Source organism: Microtetraspora malaysiensis (assembly GCF_050947145.1).
Classification (GTDB): domain Bacteria; phylum Actinomycetota; class Actinomycetes; order Streptosporangiales; family Streptosporangiaceae; genus Microtetraspora_A; species Microtetraspora_A malaysiensis.
The window spans coordinates 7,343,362-7,368,129 of record NZ_CP191998.1 but is presented as its reverse complement, the minus strand read 5'-3'; the positions used below and the strand labels follow the sequence as shown (position 1 = coordinate 7,368,129).

Below are 24,768 nucleotides of genomic sequence, written 5' to 3'. Positions count from 1 at the left end.
TAGAAGGGAAGCGATATGGATCATCTCGATGAGGCGCTCGTCCGGCTGGCGCCCACCGGCCCCGAGTACCGCGGCGGCCTGTCCAACCACGGCCCGATGGTCGTCGAGGCGCTGGTACGGCTCGGCGCGGCGGAGACGATCCCCGGCTGGGTCTCCGGCTATCTGCCGGAACTCGAAGACGGCCCGAGCCGGGGCGACCGGATCGCCGACTGGCGGGCCGCGCTCGGTGACCGGCGCCGGATCGGCGACTGGACCGCCTACTTCACCGAACGCCTCGCCGAGGCGCCCTGGCGCGAGGTGCTGACCGAGTGGTGGCCGCGGCTCACCCCCGGCCTGGCCGCCGGCGCCACCCACGGCGTGATCCGCACCTCGCACGCCGTCCGGGCGCTCGCCGAACGGGAGACCCCGCCCAGGCTCGTCGAGCTGGCCCAGGCGCTGGCGTACTGGGCGGCCGGATACGTCGAGCTGCCGGGACGGCCACTGACCGGCGGCGTGCGCACGCTCGACCAGGCCGTCGCCGTCCTGCCCATCCTGGAGCTCGCGCCGACCGAGCGGATCGTGGCACACCTCGCGCACCTGCGGGACCTGCCGGGGTTCCCCGCGACCGTCTCGTCCCTGCGGCCGCCGACGGACGTCGCCACCGACCTGACCGAGCTGACCCGGGTGTTCGCCGGGGTGTTCCTGACCCACGGCAGGCACGCGCCGATCGACTTCATTCACGCGGTGACCGCGCCGGTGGCCGTGTCGTCGGTGCTGGAGCACCTGCCCGCCGAACAGTGGCGTCCCACGTACGACGCCTTGTGGCAGGTGGCCGCCGCGCTGTACAGCGGGTACGCCTACCGGGCGACGGTCGAGCCACTGCCGGCCGACGCTCCGCAGGCACCGGAGGAGCTGGCCGGGCGGGCGGCCGAGACCGGCGACGCCCACGCCATCAAGCTGACCGAGGCGGCGCTGCGCCAGCACGCGCTCACCGGCGACCCGGTCTTCCTCCACGCCGCCGCCCGTTCGGTGGAGCTGCTCGGCAGGTGAGGCCCGGACGACCCCGGACGATCTCAGACGATCCCGGTCGGCCAATGCGGGCTCAGCCGTTCTCGCGGTCGCTCTCGTAAGCGCTCTCGTAAGCGCTCTCGTAGCGCTCTCTCAGGAGCTCTCGCAGGCGACGAGATCCACGGCGACGCCGTAGTGGTCGGACACGAACAGGCCGTCCGGGGTCGCGGGGGAGTCGCCGCGCAGTTCCGCCGTGACGGCGCGCAGCCCACGGCCGCGCAGCAGCACGCGATCGATCCGCACCGCCCGGCCGGTCAGAGAGGAGATCGCCGCCAGCGGGTTCGCGCGCGGATCGAAGGTCGGCGTCCGGTCGTCGACGCCGTACACCTCGGTCCAGGCGTCCCGCAGGCCGAGCGCGTCGGCGGGAGCGTTTCCGCCGTCGTTGAAGTCGCCCAGCAGGACGAGGTCGCCCTCCACACTGCGCAGCGCGTCGGCGAGACCGGCCAGCTCGGCGTCGCGCCGGGACGCGGCGTCCTCCGCGTGGTCGCTGGTGAGGTGCGTGGCCGCCACCACGATCGGGCCCGCGCCCGACTCAACGGTGACGGCGGTGACGGCCTTGTGCGGGCCGAGGACGTGGTGAGCCGCCTCCCGCACCGGAAGGCGGCTGAGCAGGAGCAGCCCGGTGTCGTGCACGTCCCGGCCGGTCGGGTCCGACCCCAGTGTGTACGCGGAGCGGACCCACGGCGCGCACAGCAGCATGCCGAGCAGTTCGCTCTCCACCTCCTGCAGCGCGATGACGTCGGCGTCGGCCCATTCGAGCGCCTCCAGCAGCAGCGGCCTGCGCCGGGACGTGTGGATGCGGTCGCCGTCGTAGCGGTCCCACAGGGTGTTCCAGGTCAGCATGCGCAGCGCCGTCCCCGGGCGCGTCCCCTCGCCCCGCACCGGGGGAGCCGGACGCCACCCGGCCACCGGATCCCAGACGTACGGCGGGCAGGCGGTGAACGACGGCTCGCGGAGTCGGCGTGGCTCGCGCACCCGCCCGGCCAGGGTCTCGTCCAGCCGGTCCACGCCGGAGGCGCGGTCCCAGACCGTCTCGCCGTCCGCCTCGATGAAGACGACGCGGTGCCAGGGGATGTCGCCTCCGGCCACGAAATCGGGAAGCGGCACCCGCGCGGGCGCGGCCCCGCGCACGTTGATCCCCAGCACGAAGCGCGCCGGATCGAAGCGCGGATCCCAGCGCACCCGGTGATAGATCTCTTCGCTCGTTCGCATCGGCTCAGTCCGTGTCAGTCCGTGTCAGTCCGTGTCAGTCCGTATCGGTCCGTACTGCCGAGAGCTCCGCAGGTGTCCCGGACGCCGCCGTCCGGATCGGCGTACCAGGTGCGGTGCGCCTCCCACGGATAGGGCGGATCGAAGCGCCGGAGTTGCGCCGTGAGCACCTCGGGAGGCACCGCGTCCGCTCGTACGGCGTTGCGCCGGGCCAGCTCCTCGCCGCCGACCAGCATGACCGCGTGCGTCGTCAGCGCGTCGCGGCGGCGGGCGACCGCGTGGACGAGGGAGCGCTGCCGCCGGTTGAGGGAGGTGGCATCCCACACAATCGTCTCTCCACCGGCCAGCAGCGCGTCGAGCCGGCGCAGGCCCTCGGCGAGGATCGCGGGATTCGCCCGCTGGTCCGACCGCGATCCGCGGGCCTCGCGCAGATCGTCGAGCGAGACCACCACGGTGTCACGGCCACCGGACGCGATCTTCCGGGCAAGGGTGCTCTTCCCGCTGCCTGACGGCCCCACCATGACGACCAGCCGGGGAAACCGGCCCGACCGCCACCGCCAGGTCGCCGCCACGGCCTCCTCGGCGGTGGAGATCCGGCCCCGCGCGTACGCGTCCCGCGACTCGGCCCAGCAGCGGTCCGCCGCGTCCGGGGCGCAGCCGTCGAGCGCGTCCCGCAGTCCCTCGGCGAGCGGGCGCAGCGGGTCCTCCGCGAGCAGCCCGGCGTCCTCGGCGTGGAGCTCCGACCAGGTGATCTGCTCGCGCGCCTCGGCGGCGTCGCCGTCACGGCGGCCGGTCAGCGCGGCGGCGGCGACCGCGTGCAGGACGCCCAGGTCGGCCGCCGCCGCCATCCGTGCCAGACCGGCCCGGCGCTCGTCGTCGGGGAACGGGGTATGCAGGCGGGCGTGCAGGCCGACGAGGTCGGCCACCCGCCGCGCGAGCCCCATGCCGAGCGGGGCCGCCAGCCGGGGCGCCAGCCACGCCCGGCGCGTGCGGTTGAACAGCGCCGCCAGCACACCCGCGAGCCGCGCGTCGCCCGTACGGCCCAGCACATCGAGGCGGGCGGTGACCTCCGCGACCGCCGCCTCGTCCGGCACGGCTGTCGCGTGCTCGGTCGTCGCCATCCCCAGCGCGGCGAGGAGCGACGGCGCGGCGGGAGCGCCCCCCGAACGGATCTCCCACAGCGCGGAGGCCGGGCCCAGGCCGTTGGGGACGACGGGCGCGAGCATCCAGTGCTCGTCCGTGCGCACATGGCTCGGACGCACCCACTTGGCCACGCGATGGGGGAACTCCTCCCGGCGGAACCCCTCGACGGTCCGCACCACGTATCCCTCGCACCGCGCCGTGTCCAGGCGCAGGGCCCGCAGGACGCGCTCGTCGAAGACACCGCGCCACAGCACCGGAGGGACTGGGAGCCCCAGCCGCCGCGCGAAGCGTACGGTCGCGTCCCAGTCCAGGCAGCGGTCGCCGTCCCAGACCGAGAAGGCGTAGAACCAGCTCTCCAGGTCGGCGTACGCGATCGAGTGCCGGGCGTACAGGCTCTCGCCGCAGACCCGCCACCCGGGCGGGATCGAGCGGGCGACCCTGCCGTGCAGGGCCTTGACCCAGCCGCGGGACGGGTGGTGCCCGGAGTCCGGCGACCGCGCGTGGACTCCGCCGGCGTGCATGGTGGTGTTCTCGCCGTCGAGCTTCTCGGTGACGACGATCTCCCGGCCCACCAGACCGGACACGCCGCCCGCCCGTACGTCGTCCGCCGTCGTTCCGGGCGACCAGGGGAGGTGCGGGGTGCGAGGGTAGTGGACGCGCATGTTCTCGCTCTCCTGCTGACGACGCCCTGGCCTGGGTGACTGGCCGGGTGACTGCCCCGGTGACTGTACGAGAGCGGGCACGGGCCGGGCCATCGAATAATCCGTGCGCCTCCGTCCGGGAATAGCGTTATCGGCCGGGCTACGGATCCGGGGAGCGAAGCGCCGTCGGCGGGGGATTCGACACGCCGGAACGGAAGCGGCGATACGCCGATAATCCATCCATAACCGGATAAGTTGCTCTGTACTATGCGGGCATGATCGACGACCGTGTGCCTCCTCCGTTCATCGGCGACGAGCGGGCCATGCTGAACAACTGGCTCGACTGGCATCGCGGCACGCTCGCCGTCAAGTGCGCCGGGCTCTCCGAGGAGCAGCTCCGCGAGCGTTCGGCGCCGCCGTCGAGCATGTCGCTGCTCGGACTGGTCCGGCACCTGGCCCACGTGGAGCGGGTGTGGTTCCGCATCATCCTCGACGGCGAGGACATCCCCCGGCTGTGGGGCAAGGACGCCGCCCCCAACGCCGACTTCGACGACGTGGACGACGCGTCGGCCGAAGAGGCGTTCGCCACGTGGCGAGCCGAGATCGAGCGCGCCCGGGAGATCTCGGCCGGTGTGCCGCTCGACGCGGTGAGCAAGCGGCAGCGCCACGGCCAGGACTGCTCCCACCGCTGGATCCTCGTCCACATGATCGAGGAGTACGCCCGCCACAACGGGCACGCCGACCTGCTGCGCGAGCGCATCGACGGCGCCACCGGCGAGTGACCGCGCGCCCCCAGCGCTGAGGCCGAAAGCATCGGAACGGCGGCGAAAGGCTTCGGCCGGCGGCGGCCGCGGTATGCGGGCGCTGTGCAGGGTCGGCCGCGGGCGTGCGGGCGCTGTGCCGGGTTGGCCGCGGGTATGCGAGCGGTGGCGCGGGCACGGCGACTGGATGATCGCCTTCGCGGCCGAGTTGGTGTCGCCGCGGCCGACGTTCGACATCTGCACTTCCTGCATTCCCTGATCGTCGAGGTCTGGCGCGGGCAGGTGTCGCAGCCGGCGGCGAAGGAGGGGCCCGGTCGGCTGCCCTTCGTGGCGAGAGCATCCTGCGGCTCCTGGTGGACGCCCTCCAGGCCGAGGCGGACAACGGCACTTACCGCCAGATGTGGCGGTCCCTGATCACAGTGCTGTCCGCGCTGCTCACGACCGTGGGCGGTCGTCCCACAGGTGCCCTATCGATCTGGTCGCCCTGGCCATCCGCCTCGCGCGTTGGTCGCAGGCGCAGCGGTGAGGTCCTGGGGGTCTCGGCGTTCGCCGATGGGGCCGGATCACCGGGTGGCCGCCGCGATCAAGCTCGTCGATCACGGCTGGCAAGTCACGGCTCGCCGATCGCCGATCATGGATCAGGAATCGCGGCTCGCCGTTCGCGGGTCGCGGATCACTGACCACGGATCGCGGGAATTGTTGTTCAGTGATGGTTGGTTACCGTCTGTCGGTCCAGCGTCGGGGGCGGAGCTTGGAATACCGGTAGAACCGCATCGATACGGTCCCGTCCCCCTGATCGATCACTTCTACCCGGTCGGGGTGGCGGGACTTCCACTTGTTGTCCGCCGCGCACAGCGGTGCGAGGTTGTCCAGGTCGGTGCGGCCGGTCGGGTACCAGGGTTCGATGTGGTCGATCTCGGCCAGGTAGGCGGGGACGTCGCATCCTTCGCGGCAGCAGGTCCGGTACGTGGCCAGGATCGCTTCCCGCTGGTCGGCCGAGGCCAGCCGGCGTGCCCGCCCGAAGTCCTTCATGATGCCGTCGGCGTCGCGGAGCACCCGCCGTAGTTCAGCGGTGTAGGCCATCCGGCGCGCATCCTGCGCCGGGATAGCCGTGCCGTCCTCCAGAAAGGCTGGTTCTTCCGATTGGCCGGTCAGGGTTTGCTCGGTGACCGATACGTGCATCACGGTGCGCCTGCCGCCCTGCGATAGGCGGATGGCGAGGGCGTCGGCCATGCGGCGGCCGTGGTTGCGCAGGTCGGTGCTGTCGGTTTTGACTGCCAGCGGTTCCAGCCAGGTTTTCAGCTGCATCTTCAGTTCTGGGTCGAGCAGTCCGCGCAGGCGGCCCATCCCATCGGTGGTGTCGGAGATCGTCAGGTGCTGGCGTTCGGTCTTGGCCGCCGCCCGCGCCAGCCTCCCGTCCGGGTCGATCGTCTCGATGATGGTGTGGCCGGCGCGGGCCACGTCCTCGACCGTGGACGCCGACGCTTGTGCCAACTGGACCAGGATCGGTTCGGCCAGTTCGGTTTCGGCGTCGTCCAGATGCCGGGTGGCGGACGCGATCGTCGCCGCATACCCGAACGACAGACGGCCGGTGGCGAACAGACCAGCGGTGTGGGGTAGGCGCGGGAGTTGCCGGGCGAGTGTGACGCGTTCTCCGGCGCGGGCGGTGCGTGAGCCGGTGGCTGCTGCCAGCCATGCTCCGATCGACCGCCGCCCGAACAGGTGGTGGCCCTTCCCGGCCTCGGCTATCGGGAGGCGGGCGGCGATCGCGGCTTCGGCCAGATCGATCGCCCGGGCCAGGGCGACGATCTCCGCCATCGCCACCTCAACCTCGGCACCGGTCTCGGCACCGGAGCCAGTCCTGGCACCGACACCAGCGCCGGTGCCAGCCCTGGCCTCGGTCCCAGCCTCTGCTCCAGCCTCGGTATCGGTTCGGCCCGGAACCGTCCCCGCAGCCGCGGCCAGCCGCTCGGCACGAGCCAGCAGGTCGATGACGTCGCGTCCGGCCAAGTTCAGATCGGGCCAGTCCGCTACCCGGCTATCACCAGCAGCATCCGGGCCTGTGGGGTTCTGGCCGTCACTGCCAGCACTGCCTGCACCAGCGTCTCGGCGGTCGGTGGAAGAGCCCCGGCCAGCAGCGTCCTGGCCATCCCGACCAGCGCCCCGGCGGTCACCACCAGCGGCTGGGTCATCACCGCCGATGCCCTGGCCGTCGGTGGCAGCATCGCCACTGGCCCACCGGTCACAGCCACGCCGACCCGAGCCCTGTGCGTCTGTGTCCTGCGGGGCGCGGCCCGGACGCTGCTCATCCTCGCGAACGCGGCCCACGCCCAGCTGATCCTGACCCCGCCGGTCCTTGCCCTGCCGGCCCGAGTCGTTCTGCTGCCGATCATCCCGACCAGCCCGCAAGGGACGGTTCGCGGGCGACTCGTGGGTGGGGCGGCGGCCCTGCCAGATCCCGTCCCAGGCAGACAGGTCACCACGGTCAAACCCGGGCCGCGGCTCGTCCCGACCGGAAAGAACACCGCCACCGCTGCCGAGGCCCTGCGACCCCTCCCCGCCATCAGGCTTCTGCTCTTCTGCCGCCTCCGGGAGGCCGAGCAGCCGCCGAGCCCAGGAAAGCATCTCGTCCGGCTCGCGTCGCGCAGCTCGCCCGTCAGAGCGCGCCGCGTCGCCCGGCCCACCGCTCCGCGCAACTCGCTCGTCAGGGTGGGCCGGGTCGTGTAGGGCGGGATGAGCGGCTCCTTCGCGGCCGCCGGAGCTGCGGGCGCGATCGAGGAGCCCGGCACTGCGAGCACGGTCGAGAAGCACCGCACCGTAGGAGTCACCAGAGAAACGATCGGATCCGATGAACGGCGTGTGCCGCCTGGACCCGCGCCGACGTGGGGACGTGGAAGGCGCGTCGGATGCGCGGGGCGGAGGAGCGTCCTTCGGTCGGCGCGACAGCAGCACACCACCCGCAAGCATCATCTCTTCGCACCTCCTCTCCCGGTCTGGTGGTCGACCCTCTGCGAGGATATCGTTCACGCGTTCGATAGGCAACTCTAAGTAGTCACGCTTGTACTATTTGCGACCGCTGTGTACGGCATTCCGTTTGGTGGGTATTCGCGAGAGGTGCCGCCATGCCGCCCGAACGGGGCCTGTGACCGGAGGGGGCGCGCAAAGGTCGGCGTCTCCGGTGTCGGAGTCTTTGGCGTCGGGGGCCCCTGGTGTCGGGGTTTCCGGTGACGGCGTCATCGCTGCCGACTCCACGAGTTGGCGGCGGGCGAGGGTGGGGCGCCTGCGCAGTAGCGGTCGGCGAATGCCTCGGTCGCGCGTGGCAAACTCATGGACTACGCGCTGCACGAATTGCGCATCGGTGATTACATAGAGTGCATAAAAGGTGGTTTGGCCGATATATTCGCGCCGATTGAGCTGTCGGGACGCGCAGAGAGACATCCGGCGTCCCATTCGGGTGGCGTGCCGCTGTCGCGCCGACCATTTGATTTTGTGTCACCATCACGACTCGCGTCACCATCACGACTCGCGTCACCATCACGACTCGCGTCACCGTCACGACAGCGATTTGCGTCACTGTTACGACGGTCGCGCCTCGGTGAGCCGCGAGGACTCCGGTCCGGCACCTCGCGCCTTCGGGTGTCGTGCGCCGGGGGTGACGGTGTCCGTCCATCGGCAGGGGAGCCCGTTGGTCCGCTGATTGGGGCGCCTGCGGTGGCGTTCCCAAGCCTGCCGGTCCTCCGGTCGGAGCACTTACGGCGGCGTTCCCAAGACCGCCGGTCCTCGAGTTCGCCGGTCCGCCGACCGGAGCACTTGCGGCGGCGTTCCCGAGACTGCCGCTTCCCGGCGCGATGACGGTGGCACCCCCGATCGGTGAAGGCCGAGGGCAGGCGGACGGCTTCGCCGTCGATGGAGACGACAAGTACGGCGATACCATCCCGCACTGCGCACTCTCCGCGAAGTTGCACATTGATTCCATCTCGCCTATAGGTTTAGGGCTTCGTCCTAAAGGCTGATAGGGGGAGAATCATGGGTACGACCGCCACGAGTCTCGGGGCGGGCCGGTGAACATCTTCGACGAACCCGGTCAGGCTCACGTGGCGAACGGACGCCGCACGGACGAGAAGAAGGCCCGCGCGTCGGCGGGCATCAGCATCGTCAGCCTCCTGGGAGCGGGTGCAGTCGCGGGCGTGCTGGCCGCCGCTCTCGCGTTGCCGGCCGTCGGCGGCACGGGCGCGGCGATCCTCACCGCGTCCGACGGGCTCAATCTCAAGGCGGCGGATCTGAAGGAGCCCCCGCTGGCCGAGAAGACCACCGTCCTCGACGCCAGGGGCAACCAGATCGCCCAGTTCTACGAGGAGTATCGCGAGGTCGTCCCGCTCGACAAGGTGGCCGACGTGATGCAGAAGGCGATCGTCGCCATCGAGGACTACCGGTTCTATGAGCACGGCCCCATCGACCTCGAAGGCACCGCGCGAGCCCTGGCGAAGAACGTCACCTCGGGCGGCGTGAGCCAGGGCGGTTCCAGCATCACGCAGCAGTACGTCAAGCAGGTCGTCCTCAACACGGCGGTCACCAAGGAGGACAAGAACGCGGCGCTGGCCCCGAGCTACGCCCGCAAGCTGAACGAGCTGCGCTACGCCATGGCGGTCGAGCAGAAGTACTCCAAGGACCAGATCCTGGAGAAGTACCTCAACATCGCCTACTTCGGCGCGGGGGCCAACGGCGTGCAGGCCGCGGCCAAGCGCTTCTTCGGGGTCAACGCGTCCGAGCTGAACCTCTCGCAGGCGGCGACCCTGGCGGGGGCGGTGCAGATGCCGAACAGCACCGACCCGGAGGCGGGCCGGAAGGCACAGAAGCAACTCCTCAAACGGCGCAACGTGGTGCTCGACCGGATGGCCGAGCTGAAGAAGATCACGCCGGAGGAGGCCAAGGCGGCCAAGGCCAAGAAGCTGGGCTACGTGGGAACGCCCCTGCCCGGCGGCTGCGGCGCGAGCCCCTATCCGTACTTCTGCATGTACGTCCGGAACGAGATCCTCAACAATCCGCGCTTCGGCAAGACGGAGAAGGCCCGCACCCGGTTCCTCAACCGGGGCGGCCTGACCATCAAGACGACGATCGACCCCAAGATGCAGGCCGCGGCCGAGCGGGCGATCCGGAAGCGGGTGCACGCGTCGGACAACGCCGTCGCGTCCGAGGCGCTGATTCAGCCCGGCACCGGCATGATCAAGGCGATGGCGGCGAGTCGCAAGTACGGCAACAACGAGCGCAGGCACGAGATGTCGTTCAACGTCGTGGCCGACAAGGCGCACGGCGGCGGCATCGGCTTCCAGGCGGGCTCGACCTTCAAGACCTTCACGCTGATCACGGCGCTGAAGAAGGGAATGAGGATCACCGACGGCTTCAACGTCGGCTCCGGATACACCGCGCCAGGCTACTCCGCGTTCAAGAACTGCAAGGGGGAGAACGTCGGCGCCCCGGAACACACCGTCACCAACGACGAGGGCGGCGGCGGCTTCAAGTCCCTGCAGACGGGCACGTGGGGGTCGGTCAACACCTTCTTCATGACGCTGGAGCAGCGCGTCGGCCTGTGCGACACCGTGCAGACCGCCAAGTCGCTGGGCATCAAGCGCTCCGACGGCACCCCGCTGCAGGAGTTCGAGACCTTCACCCTCGGCATCAACGAGATGGACCCGGTGACCGTCGCCACCGCGTACGCCGCAATCGGGGCGCGCGGGAAGTACTGCGCTCCCATGGCGATCTCCCAGATCACCGACCGGAACGGCAAGGTGACCGACTACCAGCCCCAGTGCCGCGAGGCGCTGGACCCGGAGGTCGCCGACGCGACGGCGGACATCCTGTCGGGGGTGTTCACCAAGGGCACCATGCGCGGGGTGGGCGGCATCGGGCGGCCCGCCGCCGGCAAGACCGGTACCACCGACGACCAGGCCACCGCGTGGTTCGCCGGTTTCACGCCGGACCTCGCCGGCGCGGTGAGCATCGGCGACCCGCGTGGCTCGACGGCGCACAAGCTGAACGGCGTCACCATCGGCGGCACGTACTACGGATCGGTCTTCGGAGCCACGATCCCCGGCCCGATCTGGAAGGACACCATGATGAGCGCGTTGCGTGGCATCAAGGCGACCCCCTTCGAGCCGATCAACAAGAGCCGCTTCGGCGGTGGCGGTGGCGGTGGCGGCGGGGTCATCGGCGGCGAGCACGGCGACCGTGCCGGCCGCGACAAAGTGGTGACGGTGACACCGGGCGACCAGTGACCGTCCGGGCGCGGCGAGCGACGTGAGGGCGGGGAAGGCGATGCCTTCCTCGCCCTCACTGTCTTCAGGCGGCCGCGGGAGGGGAGACCCTGCCGAGGATGAGATCCGCGGCGTGCCAGGCCATCGCCATGATGGGCCCGTTGAGGTTGCCCGACACCATGACCGGCAGCACCGAGCAGTCGACGATTCGCAGGTTGTCCACGCCTCTCACCCGCAGCTGCGAGTCCACCACGTCGCCCTCGTCCGGGCCCATGGCGCAGGTGCCGATCGCGTGGTAGCCGCAGTAACCTCCGCCCAGCGCGGCATCGATGATCTCCTCGTCCGACCGCACCCCGGTCCCCGGGAAGGTCTCGTGCGCCAGTCGCGAGGCGATCGGCTCCTGCGCGAAGAACTCGCGCATCCGGCGGAACAGGTCGGCCGCCACCTGACGATCGTGGTCGGTGTCGAAGTAGTTGGGATCGACGCGTAGCGGCGCGCCGGGGTCCGCGGACGTGATGGCCACGCTGCCCTCCGAGGTCGGGCGGAGCACCTCCGCGACCACCGACACGCCGGGCGGCCTCTCGACGGTGACCGTCTCGCCTGCCTTGTACGTGGCGACGGACCACGGCCCCATCAGCAACTGGGCGTCCGGCCGGTCCAGGTCCGGGCGGCTCTTGAGGAAGGCGATCACGTCGTACGCGGGCGCGGCGAGCGGTCCCTTGCGGTTCAGCAGGTACTTCAGCGCGGTCGCGCCCTGCCGGGCTGGCGTCGAGAGCGACCGGTTGTAGCCGAGGTCCTCATTCAGCCGGAACTTCAGGGCGAGACACCGGTGCTCGCGCATACGCGAGCCGACGGCGGCGCGATCCAGCCGGACCCCCACACCGGCGGCGCGCAGCACCTCCGACGGCCCGATTCCCGACGACTGCAGCAGTTTCGGCGTGCCCAGACTGCCGAGGCAGAGGATGACCTCTCGGTCGGCGCGGTACTCCACCACACCGCCACCGGCGTTCCTGGCGCGCACGCCGACGGCCGTGTCCCCGTCGAACAGCAGCTCGGTCACCAGCGTGCCGGTGACGACGGTGAGGTTGGGCCGATCGCGTACGGGCCGCAGGAACGCCCTGGCCGCGCTGACCCTCCGTCCGTCCTTGATGGTCGCCATCGCGTGCCCGACGCGCTCGCCCTCGGACTCGTTGACGTCTCGCATGGCGGTCAGGCCCAGCGCGGTCCCGGCGGCGATCATCTCCTCGCACAGCGGATCCGGGTCACGCGGGGGCGACACGTGCAGCGGGCCACCCGCGCCCCGGGTCTCCGACGGCCCAAGCGCGTTGTCCTCGATCGCACGGAAGATCGGCAGGATGGTGTCCCACCCCCAGCCCGGGTTGCCCAGCCGTACGAGCTCGTCGTAGTCGGCGCGCTGGCCGCGGTTGTAGACCATCCCGTTGATCGAACTGGATCCGCCGAGGACCCTTCCCCGGGGCCAGATCTCGCCCTGGCCGTCCGGGCCGAACGGGAGCGTCGGGTAGTGCCAGACCTTCCCCGGGTCGTCGAAGAGTTTCCCGAATCCCTTCGGGACGTGGTACAGCGGGTTGCGATCGGAGCCGCCCGCCTCGATCAGCAGCACCCGGACGTGTGGGTCTTCGGACAGCCGGGCGGCCAGTACGCACCCGGCCGATCCTGCTCCGATGATCAGATAGTCGGCCATGTGGGTCATCGTCCTATCTCCAGCAGCCCGGCCGGCACGGTTGGGTCATGGTCGGGCATCCGCAGTATGCCGGGATCGATACGATCACCGCCATACTGCCGCAAATGATCACGTTGGTCCGGAGCCGCCGTACTGGCGGCTCAGGCCCCCGCGTCCGCGCGCTCCTCGCCCAGCGCCGTACGGACCCCGGGTGGTGATGCGGTCGATGTCCGCGCGCTCGGCGGGGGCGGGGGAGGGGGTGCCCGACGCCCGCGACGCGGCCGCCGCGCCCAGGAGCCGGGCGGCGCGTCCGTGGCGTCCGGCGAGGGACAGCGCCCCGGCCAGACCGTCGAGGTCGCCGGTCATCTCGGCCAGCGCGCCGAGCCAGCAGTACGGGGCCGAGGGCGAGGACGGCGACACCGCGGGCTGATCGCGCGGGATGTCGTTCAAAACGGGATAAGGCGGGACCAACCTGACAGGGGCGTATTCGGGAGAGTCCACGGATACGCCCCGCCGTCTTGTGGGCTGTAAGAACCGGCACGGTTCGCTCATTCCCCTGATGAAGGCACATGTAGGGGAATGGAGAACGCATGATCGAACCTGGTCCTCGGGACCGGTTCACCGCCCTGTACGACGCCTGCTATCCCAGCGTGTACGCGTACGCGGTGAGCCGCGCGGGGCGGCAGCTCGCGGAGGAGGTGGCGAGCGAGACATTCTGCGTCGCGTGGCGGCGGATCGACGATGTGCCGGACGAGGCGCTCCCGTGGCTGCTCGGCGTCGCCCGTAACGTCCTGCGAGAGTCGTACCGCGCGGACGCCCGGCGCCAGTCGCTGGAGAGCGAGCTGGCGGCGTGGGCCGCGGCCGGGGAGCACACGACGGGCGACGTCGCCGACGCGGTGACCGAGAGGGCGGCGGTCCTGCGGGCGCTAGCGACGCTCTCCGACGGAGACCGTGAGCTGCTGACGCTGGTCGCCTGGCACGGTCTGCGGGCCGCGGACGCGGCGAAGGTCGTCGGCTGCTCCACCGCCACGTATTTCGTCCGGTTGCACCGCGCCCGGCGCAGGCTGGAGCGTGCGCTGGTCGTGGCGGCGGTCGGGGAGCCCGACGCGGTCGACGGCGCGAGCGTTCTCCCGTCCGAGTCTCTGGAATCCGTGAAGGAGTCGTTCCGGTGAAGAAGCCCGATCTGATGGAAATGCTCGCCGACGTTCGTCCCGCCTCGCTCACGCCGGAGGACGATCCGCGCCGGCTCGACCGGATCATCGCCGCGGCCGCGCGGCCGTCCGTCGGGGCCGAGCCCGTTCCCCGCCGCGGCCGAGGCCGTCCGGGGTGGGGCTGGGGAGCCGGAGTGGCGGCGGCGGGCATCGCGGCGGCCGCGATCCTGGTTCCCGGCGCCGTCGGCGACCGGTCCGCCGAGCTCGCCGCGCGCGGCCTGCTGCTCGCCGCCGCGGAGCAGACCGTGAACGCGCCGACCGGCGCGGGCCGGTACTGGCACGCCCGCGGAGTGAACAGCTCGTCCCCAGCCGACCGGACGTCCGACGGTCTCTGCCGGGACGAGACGTGGGTGGCGCGGTCGCCCAAGGACCCGAGCTGGTGGATCGTCCATTCCTGGACCAGGCTCGGCGCGGTCAAGGGCGCCCCGCGGCCGGAGAAGGGCGTGTGGAGCTCGGAGCAGGCCCACTTCACCTGCACCCGTGGCCGCCGGGCGGTGCACGAAACCGAAGGCACGACCCCGTATTTCCAGCGGCTGAACGTCTTCGCGGAGCCGGGGTCGAGCTGGCCCAACGTCAACGGCAGGGCGGTCACCCTCGCTGAAATCGACGCCCTGCCCACCGACCCGGAGTCGCTGAAAGAGGTGCTCATCCAGTGGCAGGGGCCGGGACCGGTGAGCGACGAGAGGCGGGACGAGATCCTTTTCGAGCAGGCGGCGGAGATGCTGCTCGAACTCCCCGCCCCCTCCGGTGTCCGGGCGGCGCTGTTCCGGCTGCTGGCCGATCTGCCCGAGGTTCGTTCTCTCGGCGGCGTACGGGACCCGCTGGGCCGTGACGCGGTGGGGGTCGCGCTCCGGAGCGACTGCGATCTGGTGTACGGCGACGAGTTGCAGGTCCTGTTCGACAAGGACACCGGACGGCTGCTGTCCGTGAAGCGGCTGCTCGGCGAGCGGGGCTGTGCGGACCTCCGGCCGGTCAGCTGGAGCGCCGTCCAGGAGTCCGGCTGGACCGACGAGTCGCCGAAGGTCCCCGCGGACCGCTCCTGAAGCCCGGTCTCGGCTTATAGGCCCGGCGAGGAGCGACGTTTCTGGCCGGCGTTTCTGGCGGGCGTTTGTGGTTTCCCAAGATCGATACGATCACCGCCATGATACGCAAAATGATCATATCGGCCGTGGTGGCCGGGGTCGCCGTGCTGGCGGCCCCGGCCCCCACGTCCGCTGCCGTTTCTTCTTCCTCGACCGCCGCCACCACGCCGTTGAGCGTGCGCGGCGTCCTGACCCTGACCCTGCCGGGCACCTGGCACGTGTACGGCGGCGGCGACCAGATCCGCGTGGTGACCGGCGCCTGCGCGCGGCCCAGGGGCCACTATTACGAGCCCAACTGCCAGAGCTTCTGGCTGTTGGGCGGGCAGGCGCTCAAGACCGGAGGCGAGGGCTTCCAGCCGTACAACCCGAGGCGGGGGCCGTTCTATCCGGCGGTGGACGTCCCGCCGTGCGCCACCGACCCCTCGCTCGGCCAGGTCTTCGGCAAGGCGGTCGCGGCCGGGTACCGCGCCGTCGGGGCGGGACACAAGGCCCGCTACCGGGTGTGGCCGGGCCGGTGCGTCCGCGGCAACGGCGAGCAGAAGTCCACGTTCAGCCAGCGCGAGTGGTACCTGCCGAAGGAGCGGATCCTGATCGTCGACCAGTGGAACACACCGGGTCTGACCACCGTCCTGAAGAACGCCACCTGGAGCTGACCGTCACGCCGACCGGGCGGAGGCGCGATCTCCCCACGGCCCACCCCGCCGGCGTCGCGGGCCCGGCCGATAACGTGAGCACTTCCGATCACGAGGAGGACGGGTTGAAGGGCGCGCTGCTGGTCGCGGGCACCACCTCGGACGCCGGGAAGAGCGTCGTCACCGCCGGGATCTGCCGGTGGCTGGCCAGGCGGGGCGTCCGGGTCGCCCCCTTCAAAGCGCAGAACATGTCGCTCAACTCGTTCGTCACCGGTGACGGAGCCGAGATCGGCCGCGCGCAGGCGGTCCAGGCCGCCGCGTGCGGCCTGGAACCGACCGCCGACATGAACCCGATCCTCCTCAAACCGGGCAGCGACCGGCGCAGCCAGGTGGTCGTGCTGGGCCGTCCCATGGCCGACGTGGACGCGATGGAGTACGGCGCGCTCAAGGACCGGCTGCGCACGGTCGCCGTCGAGTCGCTCGACCGGCTGCGCTCGCGGTACGACGTGGTGGTCTGCGAGGGCGCGGGCAGCCCGGCCGAGATCAATCTGCGCCCGGGCGACATCGCCAACATGGGCCTGGCCCAGGCGGCCCGGCTGCCGGTCATCGTCGTCGGCGACATCGACAGGGGCGGCGTCTTCGCCTCCATGTACGGCACGCTCGCCCTGCTCGACGCCGCCGACCAGGCGCTCGTCGCGGGGTTCGTCGTCAACAAGTTCAGGGGAGCCCGCGAGCTGCTGGAGCCGGGGCTGGACATGCTCCGCGGCCTGACCGGCCGCGAGGTCTACGGCGTGCTCCCGTGGCTGGACGGCCTGTGGATGGACGTGGAGGACTCGCTCGCCCTGGACAACCGGCCGCCGGCCGCCGCCTCGGCGTCCGGGCGGGGAACGTTGCGGGTGGCCGTCGTCCGGCTGCCCCGGATCTCCAACTTCACCGACGTGGACGCGCTGGCCAGTGAACCGGGGGTGGTCGTCCGCTTCGTGACCTCGGCCGCCGAGCTGGACGACGCCGACCTGGTCATCCTGCCCGGCTCCCGCGCCACCGTCTCCGACCTCGCCTGGCTGCGCTCGACCGGCCTGGCGGACGCCGTACGGGAGCGGGCGGCCAAGGGGCGGCCGATCCTCGGGGTCTGCGGCGGCTACCAGATGCTGGCCCGGACGATCAGGGACGACGTCGAGTCCGCCGCCGGGCTGGTGGAGGGCCTCGGCCTGCTGCCCGCGTCGGTCGAGTTCGCGTCCGAGAAGACCCTGTCCCGGCCGGTGGGGGAGGCGTACGGCTGCCGCGTCTCCGCGTACGAGATCCACCACGGCACGGTGACGGTGGACCCGACCCCGACCCCGCCCCTGGTCGCGTCCGCCGGGAACGGGGAGCGGCGGGCCGAGCCGTTCCTCGACGGCTGCCGCCTCGGCCCGGTGTGGGGGACGACCTGGCACGGAGCGTTGGAGAACGACGCGTTCCGCCGGGCCTTCCTCGCCGACGTCGCGATCGTCGCGGGGCGGGACTTCGCGCCCGCGCCGGACACCTCGTTCTCCGCGCTCCGCGAGGCCCGGCTGGACGCCCTCGGCGACCTCGTCGAGCGGCACATGGACACCGGCGCGCTGGCCCGCCTGATCGACGGCGGCGCCCCCGACGGCCTCCGGACGCTGCCGCCCGGCGCGTGACGGCCGCACGCCGTCCCGGCCGTGCGGTTGACCTACGATCGCGGAGTGACGGACGAGACGCTTCACACCCAGGCCATCGACGCCTTCATCGCCGCGACCGAGACCGCCGATCCCGACCAGCGGGCCACGCTGCTGAGCCGTGCGCTCGCCCCCGACATCGTCTTCTGGGGGCCGCTGGGCCGCGGGGTCGGCCGGGAGGCCGTGTCGGACTTCATCACCGAGGTGGTGCGCAGCCACCCGTCGGGGCCGTGCCGCATGGTGCGGACCACGCGCGTGGACGCGCCGGGCGAGTGGGCCAGGTTCGGCTGGTGCTACGAGGACGCCGAGGGCCGGGTCCTCCTGTCCGGCACGGACGTCGTCCACGTCACCCCCGCCGGGGACATCGACGAGATCGTGGTCTTCGCCGGACCACTGTGACCGGCCCGTTGACGGGCCCGTCGACAGGCCCGTCGACAGGCACGCCGACGGGCGCGCCACGCCTGGCCCGGAGTGGATGCCGGTCGCCGGCGCACGTCCCCCGCAGACTGGGACGCGATCTCTGCGTTCCGGCGCAGTCGCCGTCCGGGGGAGGAATCCGATGGTCATGTCCAGGCGACAGATGGTGGCCGGGCTCGGCGCGCTGGCCGTGCCCCTCACCCAACCGCGGTCCTTCATGAAGACACTCGCGCCGCCCGGCGCGGCCGCACTGCCGCCCGTGTCGCCCGTGCCGCCTCCGGCCGCCGAGCCGGCGTCCCCGGACCTCGTCGCCGCGCCGGCCGGTGTCCCGCCCGAGCGACTGGCGGAGGACGAGGGCTTCTGGCGGAACCTGGCGCGTCAGTTCCGGGTCAGCCCCGACTTCGTCAACCTGGAGAACGGCTACTACGGGATCATGCCGGAGCCGGTCCGCCGGGAGTACCACCGCAACGTCGACCACCTGAACGAGCGCAACTCCTACCTGCTGCGCATCGAGTACAAGCCGCGGGCCGACGAGATCAGGGGACGCGTCGGCCAGGCGCTCGGCGCGGCCAGGGAGGAGATCGCGTTCACGCGGTGCGGCACCGAGGCGCTGCAGAACCTGATCGGGGGCTACCGGCGGCTGCGCCCCGGCGACTCGGTCATGTACTCCGACCTCGACTACCACAGCGCGCAGTACGCCATGAACTGGCTCGCGGACCGGCGGGGCGTCCGGGTGGAGCGCATGGTCGTCCCGGAGCCGCCGACCCGCCAGGCCACCCTGGACGCGTACGCGCGGGCGCTGCACGACCACCCGAACGTCAGGTTGCTGCTGCTCAGCCACATGAACAACCGGACCGGCCTCGTCCTGCCGGTGCGGGAGATCGTCGCGATGGCCCGGGAGCGGGGCGTGGACGTGATCGTGGACGCGGCCCACTCGTGGGGGCACCTCGACTTCACCATCGACGACCTCGGAGCCGACTTCGCCGCGTTCTCGCTGCACAAGTGGATGGGCGTGCCGCTGGGCTCGGGGTTCCTCTACATCCGCCGCGGCCGCCTGGACGACGTCGACCTCGCCTACGACGATGAGACGTATCCGGCCGGCGACATCCGCTCCCGCGTCCACTCCGGCACCCTGGACGTCGCCCCGGTGCTGTCGATCCCGACCGCGCTGGACTTCCACGACGCGCTCGGCGCCGCGGCCAAGCAGGCGCGGCTGCGCTATCTGCGTGACCGCTGGGTCCACCAGGTGCGGGACATCCCGAATGTGGAGATCCTCACGCCCGAGGAACCGCCCATGTACGGGACGATCACGGCGTTCCGGATCAGCGGGCGGGTGTCCGAGGCCGACAACGTGGCGATCAGCGACCACCTGTTCGACCGGTACCGCATCTTCACCGTCCGGCGCGGCGGGCCCGCGCGCGGCGACTGCGTCCGGGTCACCCCCGCGCTGTTCACCTCGCGCGACGATGTCGACCTGCTCGCGCTCGCCGTACGCGACGTCGCGCGGCGGTTCTCCGCTTGACGCCCGCCCGACACCCGTCTCACGCCCGGGAGGCGACCCGGGGACGTCCCGGGCGTGCGGCGATGGAGAGGTAAATTGTCGGGCCGCGGCGCCTCCCACCCGCGTTTCGCCCGCATGGAAGGTGCTGTGACCTGGGCACATCTTCCCGCGATGTGTGACAGGACTTCCCCGGACGCCGCCGCCGTGCCGTCTCGCGGCCGCATGTGGGCGCGGGTGGGCCGGATGCTCGTCGTCGTGATGGCGGCCCTGGGGCTCTTCTCGGCGAACGCCCCCTCCTGTTGCACGCTCGACCAAGCGCATCACGTCCATCACCACCACGCCGCCGCCGGGACGCCCTGTCCCGACGACGACGACGGCGGCGGCTGCGGTGACCTGCCCCACCACTCCGAGTGCTGCGACGAGGCCGTGGCGCTGTGGGCCCGCACCGTGGACGGCTACGACCCCCTCCACGCCACGGCCGCCACCGTGGTCGTTCTGCCGGTCGCGCCGCGCCTTCCGTCCCGCCCCGCGCCTCCGCCGTCGCTCCGCGTACCGTGCGGGGGCGACCGGGTCGCGCTCTGCGTGCTGCGCATATAGGCCCACCGTTCCGCGCGAGGAACCTCGCGCGGGGAAGCGCAGACGACGTCATCCGGTGCCCCGGGAGGGGGCGCCGCGGACCTTTGGTGGGTTGGTCAACAGTGAATTCTCTCGTCAGTTCCACGCTGCCCGCGTTCGACGGCTTCGCGCCGGTGCGGCAGCCGTACGTCCCGTCGCACGTCCACACGCACGTCCGGGTCGGCGACACGCCGGTCACCTGGATCCCCGCGCGTGGCCCGGCTCCGGGGCGGGGCTTCTGGGCGAAGCTGGAAGGGTTCAATCCGGGCGGTATCAAGGACCGTCCGGCGCTCAACATGGTGCGCTGCGCCCGGCGGCGCGGCGAGCTGGTCCCCGGCGGCACGATCGTCGAGTCGACCAGCGGCACGCTCGGGCTCGGCCTGGCGCTGGCCGGCATCGTCCACGGTCACCCGGTCACGCTCGTCGCCGACCCCGGTCTGGAGCCGCTCATGGCGCGGCTGCTCCGGGCGTACGGCGCCCGCCTGGAGATCGTGACCGAGCCGCACCCGACCGGCGGATGGCAGGAGGCGCGCAAGGAGCGGGTCCGGCGGCTGCTCGCCGAGCTGCCCGACGCCTACTGCCCGAACCAGTACGACAACCCGGACAATGTGGCGGCCTACGCCACGCTCGCCGCCGAGCTGGTGGCGCAGCTCCCGCTGATCGACGTCCTCGTCTGCTCGGTGGGTACGGGAGGGCACAGCGCGGGAATCCTCCGGGCGCTGCGCCATACCTTCCCGGACGTCTCGCTGGTCGGGGTGGACACGATCGGCTCGACGATCTTCGGGCAGCCCGCCCGGTCGCGGCTGATGCGCGGGCTCGGCAGCAGCATCCATCCACGGAACGTCGACTACGCGGCGTTCTCCGAGGTCCACTGGGTCAACCCGGCGGAGGCGGTGCACACCTGCCGGGCGCTCGCCGCCGCGCACTACGCCACCGGCGGGTGGAGCGCGGGCGCGGTCGCCATGGTCGCCGACTGGGTGGCCAGGACCTCGCCGAAGGGGACCGCGATCGTGGCTGTCTTCCCCGACGGCCCCTGGCGGTACTGGAACACGGTCTTCGACGACGAATACTGCGCGGCCAACGGCCTGCTCGGCGTCGTCCCGGCCGACGATCCGGACGAGATCTCCCACCCGGCCGAGCGGGAGGTCGCCCGATGGACCCGCTGCTCGACCGTGGTCGACCCGCTGGGAGCCGCCGTATGAGAGCGCGGTTCACGTCGTTCGGTCCGGCCGTGCGGCTCCTCATGGTCAACCAGTTCGGCATCAACCTGGGCTTCTACATGCTCGTGCCGTACCTGGCCGACCACCTGTCGGGGCGGCTCGGGCTGGCCGTCTGGCTGACCGGGCTGCTGCTCGGCCTGCGCAACCTCAGCCAGCAGGGCATGTTCCCGATCGGCGGCACCCTGTGCGACCGGTACGGCTACAAGCCGCTGATCATGGCGGGGTGCGCGCTGCGCACCGTGGGGTTCGCCCTGTTCGGCGTCTCGACGTCGGTGCCCGCGCTCATCGTCGCCTCGGTGCTGACCGGCCTCGCCGGGGCGCTGTTCAACCCGGCGGTCCGCGCCTACATCGCGGTCGAGGCGGGGGAGCGGAAGGTCGAGGCGTTCGCCCTGTTCAACGTCTTCTACCAGGCGGGGATCCTGGCCGGGCCGCTGGTCGGCGTGCTGCTCGTCGCGGTCGACTTCCGGCTCGCCTGCCTGGCCGCCTCGGTCGTCTTCGCGGTGCTGACGCTGCTGCAGGCCCGCAGGCTGCCCTCGCGGCAGGGTACGGCGCAGGGCACGGGCCGGCCGGTGCCCGCCGACTGGAAGGAGGTGCTCGCGAACCGGCCGTTCGTGGCGTTCTCGGCGGCCATGTTCGTGTCGTACGCGCTCTCGTACCAGGTCTATCTGGGGCTCCCACTGGAGCTGGGGCGCGCGGGCGGGGGCCAGGCCGCGATCGCCGTGATGTACACCTTCACCGCGCTGCTCGCGGTGGCCGGGCAGGTCCGGCTGACCGCCTTCGCCTCGCGCCGGTGGCGGCCGGAGCAGGCCATCGCGCGCGGGCTCGCGGTCATGGGCGCGGCCTTCGTGCCCGTGCTGCTCGCGAGCCAGTTCGCCGCCCAGCCCGAGCGCCTGCCGTACGGGCTGGGGGCGGCGCCCGCGGTGCTCAGTGCGATCCTGCTCACCGCCGCGGGGATGCTGATCTTCCCGTTCGAGATGGCGATGATCTCGACCCTGGGGAGGCCGGAGCTGACGGGCACCTACTACGGGCTCTACAACGCCTTCTCGGGGGTCGGCATCCTGCTCGGCAACCTGGCCAGCGGCTGGGCCATCGACGTGGGGGCGGCCCACGGCGTCCCTGCGCTGCCGTGGCTGCTCCTGCTGGCCGCCGGGCTCGCCTCGGCGTACGCGATACGGCGGCTCGACCGTGCCGGGCGGCTCCGGCCCGCGCCGCCCCCCGGCCGCCTGAGCGAGGAACCGGTGAGCTAGGGAGCCGCGGGCTCCTCGGGCACGCGGGGCGGGGTGGCGGCTACCTGGCCGTGTCGTTGTCGGGCGGGCTGGGAGCCCTCGCGCTCGGAGGGGGCGCGGCCCGCCTGCCGTACCTGGCCGCCGCGCTGACGCTGGCCGACGCGGCGCTCACCTTCGCCGGCGGGCGTTCGCGTCGATGACGGCCGGAGCCCGGGGGCTCACTCGTGGCGCGGCGTCCCGGACACCTCGTGATCAGCGTGGGAGAGCGCCTCGGCGATGAGCGTGCGGACGTGCGTGTCCGTCGCCCGGTAGAGGACGCGGCGGCCGTCCCTGCGGGTGCGCACCAGCCCGGCCATGCGCAGCTTGGCGAGGTGCTGGGAGACCGAGGGGCGCGCCACGGCCACCATCCGCGACAGCGACGAGACGTCGTACTCCCCGGAGGCCAGCAGCCACATCAGGCGCAGCCGGGTCGCGTCACTGAGCATGCGGAACGCGGCGACCGCCGCCTCCACCCGGGCGCGGTCGGGTTGCTCCTGCGACATGGTCGTACCTGATTCGTTGTCGCGTGCGTACATGAATACATATAGTCGGCCGGAGAGCCGTCCGACGCAAGCGAGGCACTCATGTCCGAGCCGCACCAGGGTCAGGATCACCACCACGGCCACCCCTCCGGCCATGCCCACGTCACCCGGCGCGGGCCGGATCAGGGCCACGGTCACGAGCATGGGCACGGGCACGGGCACGGGCACGGGGCTCGGGACGGAGCGGGCGGCGGACGGTTCGGGGCGTGGGCGGCCCGGATGCGCCACGTCATGGTGCCGCACACGCACGACAGCGCCGCCAAGACCGACGCGGCCCTGGAGTCGAGCGCCCGCGGGATGCGGGCCCTCGCCGTCTCGTTCGCGGTGCTGGCGGTGACCGCCGTCGTCCAGGCGGTGGTCGTGGCGTTCTCCGGGTCGGTCGCGCTGCTGGGTGACACCCTGCACAACGTCGCCGACGCCCTGACCGCGCTCCCGCTCGGGATCGCCTTCTGGCTGGGGCGGCGCGCGGCGACCCGGCGCTTCACGTACGGCTACGGCCGGGCCGAGGACCTGGCCGGCGTGTTCATCGTGCTGGCCATCGCCGCATCCGCCGGGCTCACGGGCTACGAGGCGATCCGGCGGCTGGCCGACCCGCACGACATCCGGGCGGCGGGCTGGGTGGCCGTCGCCGGTCTCGTCGGGTTCGCCGGAAATGAGTGGGTAGCCCGCTACCGGATCAGGGTCGGCCGGGAGATCGGCTCGGCCGCGCTGGTGGCGGACGGGCTGCACGCCAGGACCGACGGCTACACCTCCCTGGCCGTGCTGGTGGGGGCGGGCGGGGTCGCGATGGGCCTGCCGCTCGCCGACCCGATCGTCGGCCTGCTGATCACGGGCGCGATCTGCTTCGTGCTGCGCGACGCGGCCCGGCAGATCTGGCACCGCCTCATGGACGCCGTCGATCCGGCCCTGGTCGAGGAGGCCGAGCGCCTCCTCGCCGAGGTCCCGGGTGTACGGCGGGTCGGCGCGGTGCGGCTGCGCTGGATCGGCCACGCGCTGCGCGCCGAGGTCGAGATCGTCCTCGATCCCGGCCTGACCCTGGTCGAGGCGCACGCGGTCGCGGTCGAGGCCGAACACCGGCTCATCCACGGCCTGCCCCGGCTGCGGGCCGCCACCGTCCACGCCGACCCGGACGGCCCCGCCGGGGTCGAGCACCACGCGGTGCTGGTCGCCCACCGGTAAGCCCCCGGCCTCGGCCGTCACGGAGCGTCCGCGCTGCTCAGCCGTACGATTGGGAGAGCGGCCGTCCCCGGGAAGGGGGCATGAGGTGCGTTTCGATGTGATGGTGGAGACGCCGCGCGGCTCACGCAACAAGTACGAGATGGACGCCACCCGGCAGCGGATCCGCCTGGACCGGATGCTGTTCACCGCGACGTCCTATCCGTACGACTACGGCTTCCTGCCCGGCACCGTGGCGGAGGACGGCGAGCCGCTGGACGCGCTGGTTCTCGGCGACATGCCGACCTTTCCCGGCTGCGTGATCCGGGTCCGCCCGGTCGCCGTCTTCTGGATGCACGACGAGATGGGGCCGGACGCGAAAGTGCTGTGCGTCCCGGCCGACGACAGTCGCTACCAGCGCCTCCAGAACCGCGAGGACGTCCCCGAGCACGTGCTGAACGAGATCGCCCACTTCTTCGACGTCTACAAGGATCTGGAGCCGGGCAAAAGCGTGGACACCTGGGGCTGGGAGGGTCGCGAGCGGGCCGAGGCCGTGGTCGCCGACGCCCAGGCCCGGGGCGTCGAAGCCTGACAACCGAAGGACGCCCCCGCCGGACGCGAAAGGAGTCGATTCGATCGAGGTCCGAGGCTTCGATCTGAGGGAGTCGTGTCCGCGGACGTTCGCCGAACCTCGTCCTCGTTCGCTCTCGTGGCCG

At 71.9% G+C, this 24,768-nt stretch carries 22 protein-coding genes; 15 read left to right on the top strand and 7 right to left on the bottom strand.

The genetic code is table 11. The annotated features are described in order from the left end of the window. Window positions 1-15: 15 nt before the first annotated feature. Window positions 16-1,029, top strand: a complete 1,014-nt coding sequence (locus tag ACQP1V_RS34440; protein ID WP_433414520.1) for a hypothetical protein — start codon at window positions 16-18, stop codon at window positions 1,027-1,029. Between the two features lie 111 nt (window positions 1,030-1,140). Here the strand turns inward: ACQP1V_RS34440 and ACQP1V_RS34435 are convergent, their stop codons facing one another. Both ACQP1V_RS34435 and ACQP1V_RS34430 read right to left on the bottom strand, forming a co-directional pair. Further along, window positions 1,141-2,259 (bottom strand): RNA repair domain-containing protein, encoded by a 1,119-nt coding sequence (locus ACQP1V_RS34435; RefSeq protein WP_433414518.1) that lies wholly within the window; start codon window positions 2,257-2,259, stop codon window positions 1,141-1,143. 14 nt (window positions 2,260-2,273) lie between these two features. Further along, entirely contained in the window at window positions 2,274-4,061 is a 1,788-nt protein-coding gene (locus ACQP1V_RS34430; RefSeq protein WP_433414516.1) for an RNA ligase family protein, read from the bottom strand. Window positions 4,062-4,315: 254 nt separating this feature from the next. On the opposite strand from ACQP1V_RS34430, the gene ACQP1V_RS34425 reads away from it, so the two are divergent. Further along, window positions 4,316-4,822, top strand: coding sequence for a DinB family protein (locus ACQP1V_RS34425; RefSeq protein ID WP_433414514.1), 507 nt, complete (start codon window positions 4,316-4,318; stop codon window positions 4,820-4,822). A gap of 696 nt (window positions 4,823-5,518) precedes the next feature. Here ACQP1V_RS34425 and ACQP1V_RS34420 read toward each other — a convergent pair. Further along, window positions 5,519-6,619 carry a DUF222 domain-containing protein gene (locus ACQP1V_RS34420; protein WP_433414512.1) on the bottom strand — a complete coding sequence of 367 codons (1,101 nt, stop codon included), beginning with the start codon at window positions 6,617-6,619 and terminating at the stop codon, window positions 5,519-5,521. A 212-nt stretch (window positions 6,620-6,831) separates the two neighbouring features. Further along, on the bottom strand, window positions 6,832-7,032 hold the full coding sequence (locus ACQP1V_RS34415) for a hypothetical protein (protein WP_433414263.1): 201 nt from the start codon (window positions 7,030-7,032) through the stop codon (window positions 6,832-6,834). A gap of 1,830 nt (window positions 7,033-8,862) precedes the next feature. Between ACQP1V_RS34415 and ACQP1V_RS34410 the strand changes: the two genes are divergently transcribed. Then, entirely contained in the window at window positions 8,863-11,073 is a 2,211-nt protein-coding gene (locus tag ACQP1V_RS34410) for a transglycosylase domain-containing protein (protein WP_433414508.1), read from the top strand. 64 nt (window positions 11,074-11,137) lie between these two features. On the opposite strand, the gene ACQP1V_RS34405 is transcribed toward ACQP1V_RS34410, so the two are convergent. Next, window positions 11,138-12,754 (bottom strand): GMC family oxidoreductase, encoded by a 1,617-nt coding sequence (locus ACQP1V_RS34405; protein WP_433414506.1) that lies wholly within the window; start codon window positions 12,752-12,754, stop codon window positions 11,138-11,140. 108 nt (window positions 12,755-12,862) lie between these two features. Beyond that, the gene (locus ACQP1V_RS34400; protein WP_433414504.1) at window positions 12,863-13,183 is read right to left on the bottom strand and encodes a hypothetical protein; all 321 of its coding nucleotides are present in this window, start codon (window positions 13,181-13,183) and stop codon (window positions 12,863-12,865) included. Window positions 13,184-13,323: 140 nt separating this feature from the next. On the opposite strand from ACQP1V_RS34400, the gene ACQP1V_RS34395 reads away from it, so the two are divergent. The 10 genes from ACQP1V_RS34395 (at window position 13,324) to ACQP1V_RS34350 (ending at window position 22,516) form a co-directional block, all read left to right on the top strand. Beyond that, the gene (locus ACQP1V_RS34395) at window positions 13,324-13,905 is read left to right on the top strand and encodes an RNA polymerase sigma factor (RefSeq protein WP_387417893.1); all 582 of its coding nucleotides are present in this window, start codon (window positions 13,324-13,326) and stop codon (window positions 13,903-13,905) included. Further along, on the top strand, window positions 13,902-14,987 hold the full coding sequence (locus ACQP1V_RS34390; RefSeq protein WP_433414501.1) for a CU044_5270 family protein: 1,086 nt from the start codon (window positions 13,902-13,904) through the stop codon (window positions 14,985-14,987). The genes ACQP1V_RS34395 and ACQP1V_RS34390 overlap by 4 nt, the downstream gene beginning before the upstream one ends. 110 nt (window positions 14,988-15,097) lie before the next feature. Continuing rightward, on the top strand, window positions 15,098-15,679 hold the full coding sequence (locus tag ACQP1V_RS34385) for a hypothetical protein (protein ID WP_433414499.1): 582 nt from the start codon (window positions 15,098-15,100) through the stop codon (window positions 15,677-15,679). A gap of 104 nt (window positions 15,680-15,783) precedes the next feature. Continuing rightward, on the top strand, window positions 15,784-17,319 hold the full coding sequence (locus tag ACQP1V_RS34380) for a cobyric acid synthase (protein WP_433426053.1): 1,536 nt from the start codon (window positions 15,784-15,786) through the stop codon (window positions 17,317-17,319). 45 nt (window positions 17,320-17,364) lie between these two features. Then, the gene (locus ACQP1V_RS34375; RefSeq protein WP_067144219.1) at window positions 17,365-17,736 is read left to right on the top strand and encodes a nuclear transport factor 2 family protein; all 372 of its coding nucleotides are present in this window, start codon (window positions 17,365-17,367) and stop codon (window positions 17,734-17,736) included. A gap of 166 nt (window positions 17,737-17,902) precedes the next feature. Further along, window positions 17,903-19,276 carry an aminotransferase class V-fold PLP-dependent enzyme gene (locus tag ACQP1V_RS34370; protein ID WP_433414497.1) on the top strand — a complete coding sequence of 458 codons (1,374 nt, stop codon included), beginning with the start codon at window positions 17,903-17,905 and terminating at the stop codon, window positions 19,274-19,276. Window positions 19,277-19,426: 150 nt separating this feature from the next. Then, window positions 19,427-19,852, top strand: a complete 426-nt coding sequence (locus tag ACQP1V_RS34365) for a hypothetical protein (protein WP_433414495.1) — start codon at window positions 19,427-19,429, stop codon at window positions 19,850-19,852. Between the two features lie 101 nt (window positions 19,853-19,953). Then, window positions 19,954-21,072, top strand: a complete 1,119-nt coding sequence (locus ACQP1V_RS34360) for a PLP-dependent cysteine synthase family protein (protein WP_433414493.1) — start codon at window positions 19,954-19,956, stop codon at window positions 21,070-21,072. Next, window positions 21,069-22,337: an MDR family MFS transporter gene (locus tag ACQP1V_RS34355; protein ID WP_433414491.1), complete on the top strand. Its 1,269-nt coding sequence runs from the start codon at window positions 21,069-21,071 to the stop codon at window positions 22,335-22,337. Before ACQP1V_RS34360 ends, ACQP1V_RS34355 begins: the two co-directional genes overlap by 4 nt. A gap of 50 nt (window positions 22,338-22,387) precedes the next feature. Beyond that, on the top strand, window positions 22,388-22,516 hold the full coding sequence (locus ACQP1V_RS34350; RefSeq protein WP_433414489.1) for a hypothetical protein: 129 nt from the start codon (window positions 22,388-22,390) through the stop codon (window positions 22,514-22,516). A gap of 18 nt (window positions 22,517-22,534) precedes the next feature. Here ACQP1V_RS34350 and ACQP1V_RS34345 read toward each other — a convergent pair whose 3' ends face one another. Then, the gene (locus ACQP1V_RS34345; RefSeq protein WP_433414487.1) at window positions 22,535-23,059 is read right to left on the bottom strand and encodes an ArsR/SmtB family transcription factor; all 525 of its coding nucleotides are present in this window, start codon (window positions 23,057-23,059) and stop codon (window positions 22,535-22,537) included. A 57-nt stretch (window positions 23,060-23,116) separates the two neighbouring features. Between ACQP1V_RS34345 and ACQP1V_RS34340 the strand changes: the two genes are divergently transcribed. Both ACQP1V_RS34340 and ACQP1V_RS34335 read left to right on the top strand, forming a co-directional pair. Beyond that, window positions 23,117-24,076, top strand: coding sequence for a cation diffusion facilitator family transporter (locus ACQP1V_RS34340; protein ID WP_433414485.1), 960 nt, complete (start codon window positions 23,117-23,119; stop codon window positions 24,074-24,076). 85 nt (window positions 24,077-24,161) lie between these two features. Continuing rightward, on the top strand, window positions 24,162-24,644 hold the full coding sequence (locus ACQP1V_RS34335) for an inorganic diphosphatase (RefSeq protein WP_387417904.1): 483 nt from the start codon (window positions 24,162-24,164) through the stop codon (window positions 24,642-24,644). Window positions 24,645-24,768 lie beyond the last annotated feature (124 nt).